We start from the raw sequence: 2,451 nt of genomic DNA on the forward strand, positions 1-2,451 counted from the left end.
GCGGCCGACCGTGTCTACACGCACGTCAAGCAGGCCGTACTCGACCGGCGCTACGAGGGAGGCACTCTCCTCACCGAGGGCGAACTCGCCCAGGCCGTCGGGGTGTCCAGGACCCCCGTCCGCGAGGCCCTGCTCAAGCTGGAGATGGAAGGGCTGCTGAAGCTCTACCCCAAGAAGGGCGCCCTCGTCCTCGCCGTCTCCGCCCAGGAGATCGCCGACGTCGTGGAGACCCGCCTCCTCGTGGAGGAGTTCGCCGTCCGCCGGGCCGTGCCCGCACCCGCCGCCCTGATCGCACGGCTCGAGGAACTCCTGGAGGAGCAGAAGCGGCACGCAGCCACCGGCGACCTCGCCGAGGTCGCCGTCACCGACCGCTGCTTCCACGCCGAGATCGTCCGCCACGCCGGCAACCAGATCCTCGCCCGCCTCTACGACCAGCTCCGCGACCGCCAGCTCCGCATGGGCGTCGCGGTCATGCAGTCCCAGCCGCACCGGATCGCCAAGAACATCACCGAGCACGCCGAGATCCTCGACCGGATCAAGGCGGGCGACGCCGAAGGCGCCGCCCACTGCGTCCGGCAGCACCTCAGCTGGGTCAGGGTCCTGGTCCGGGGTGAGGCCCGGTGAGCCGCGACAAGCACCGGACGTACGGCTCCGGCGCCGGCCTCCCCGGCGACCCGCCCGGCGGCCGCCGCGCCGCCCTCGTCTGGGGCGTCGGCGTCGCCGTCTACTTCGTCGCGGTCATCTTCCGTACGTCCCTCGGGGTCGCCGGACTGGACGCCGCCGACCGCTTCCAGGTCAACGCCTCCGCCCTGTCCACCTTCTCCATACTCCAGCTGCTCGTCTACGCGGGCATGCAGATACCCGTCGGCCTCATGGTCGACCGGTTCGGCACCAGGAAGGTCCTCGTCCTCGGCGTCGTCCTCTTCACCGCCGGCCAGCTCGGGTTCGCGCTCTCCCCCTCGTACGGCACGGCCCTCGCCTCGCGTGCCCTCCTCGGCTGCGGCGACGCCATGACCTTCATCAGCGTCCTGCGCCTCGGCACCCGCTGGTTCCCCGCCCGCCGCGGCCCCCTCATCGGCCAGGTCGCCGCCCTCTTCGGCATGGCCGGCAACCTCGTCTCGACGGTCTTCCTCTCCCGGGCCCTGCACGGCCTCGGCTGGACCACCACCTTCGTCGGCAGCTCCCTCGCGGGCGTCCTCGTCCTCGTCCTGCTGCTCGTCTTCCTCAAGGACCACCCGGAGGGGTTCGAACCCGCTCCGGGCTCCGCCCCGCGCGCCGGGGCCGCCTCCGTCCGCCGCCAGATCGCCGCCGCCTGGCGCGAACCCGGCACGCGGCTCGGCATGTGGGTCCACTTCACCACCCAGTTCCCTGCGATGGTGTTCCTGCTGCTGTGGGGGCTGCCGTTCCTCGTCGAGGACCAGGGGCTGACCCGCGCCACGGCGGGTGAACTCCTCACCCTGGTCGTGCTCTCCAACATGGCCGTCGGCCTCGCCTACGGGCAGATCATCGCCCGCCACCACGCCGCCCGCGCCCCGCTCGCCCTCGGCACGGTCGCGGCCACCGCGCTGCTGTGGGCGGCGACCCTCCTGCACCCGGGCGACCACGCGCCCATGTGGCTGCTCGTCACCCTCTGCCTCGTCCTCGGCGCCTGCGGCCCCGCCTCCATGATCGGCTTCGACTTCGCGCGGCCCGCCAACCCGCCGGAGCGCCAGGGCACCGCCTCCGGCATCGTCAACATGGGTGGCTTCGTCGCCTCCATGACCACCCTGCTCGCGGTGGGCGTCCTGCTCGACGCGACGGGCGACGACTACCGGATCGCGTTCTCGTCCGTCTTCGTCCTCGAAGCGCTCGGCGTCGCGCAGATCCTCCGCCTCAAGGCCCGCACCCACCGCAGGGAACGGGAGCGGCTCGTCGCGAGCCGCGTGGAGGCCGTGCACGTACCGGCGTGACCCCCCGGCGGGAGGACCGGCGGAGGCCGTCAGCGGGGGGTGACCGCGATGTTGTCCAGGATCGCCGCCGCCAGCGCCTCGTCGCCCTCGGTCTTCACCCGGTCGGCCACGTCCGCCGGCCGGACCCGGCCGCAGGCCAGCCGGACGAAGGTCTCCCAGTCCGTCGCCAGCGTCACCGCCGGCCCCAGCGACGGCGCCCCGTCGATCGAGCCGCGGCCCTCCGCGTCCACCCGGACCGTCCGCAGGAACTCCACCGGACCGCTCACGTCCAGCACCACCGCCGAGGAGGCGGGCGCCCCCGCGCCCCGCGCGACCACGTCCGGCATCGCCTCCAGGAGCACGTCGCGGGTCACCAGCGCGCCGGGCGCGTCCAAATTCCCCGGCGTACCGAGCGCCGCCCGCAGGTCCTGCTCGTGCACCCACACGTCGAACGCGCGCATCCGGTAACCGAGTTCGAGGGTCTGCTCGGCACCGAGGGGCGCGCGGATCACATGGTCGGGGG

At 73.4% G+C, this 2,451-nt stretch carries 3 protein-coding genes; 2 read left to right on the forward strand and 1 reads right to left on the reverse strand.

All coding sequences use genetic code 11. From position 1 onward, the window contains the following. Positions 1-624, forward strand: a 624-nt coding sequence (locus RIF68_RS34215) for a GntR family transcriptional regulator (protein ID WP_309055362.1), incomplete at its 5' end; no start/stop codon positions are given. Beyond that, positions 621-1,949 carry an MFS transporter gene (locus RIF68_RS34220; protein WP_309055363.1) on the forward strand — a complete coding sequence of 443 codons (1,329 nt, stop codon included), beginning with the start codon at positions 621-623 and terminating at the stop codon, positions 1,947-1,949. The genes RIF68_RS34215 and RIF68_RS34220, both read left to right, overlap by 4 nt. Positions 1,950-1,978: 29 nt before the next feature. Here the strand turns inward: RIF68_RS34220 and RIF68_RS34225 are convergent. After that, positions 1,979-2,451 (reverse strand): maleylpyruvate isomerase family mycothiol-dependent enzyme (locus tag RIF68_RS34225; protein WP_309055364.1); only part of this gene is annotated, 473 nt, incomplete at its 5' end.

It is taken from the genome of Streptomyces sp. (genome assembly GCF_031178505.1).
GTDB classification, from domain to species: Bacteria; Actinomycetota; Actinomycetes; order Streptomycetales; family Streptomycetaceae; genus Streptomyces; species Streptomyces gulbargensis.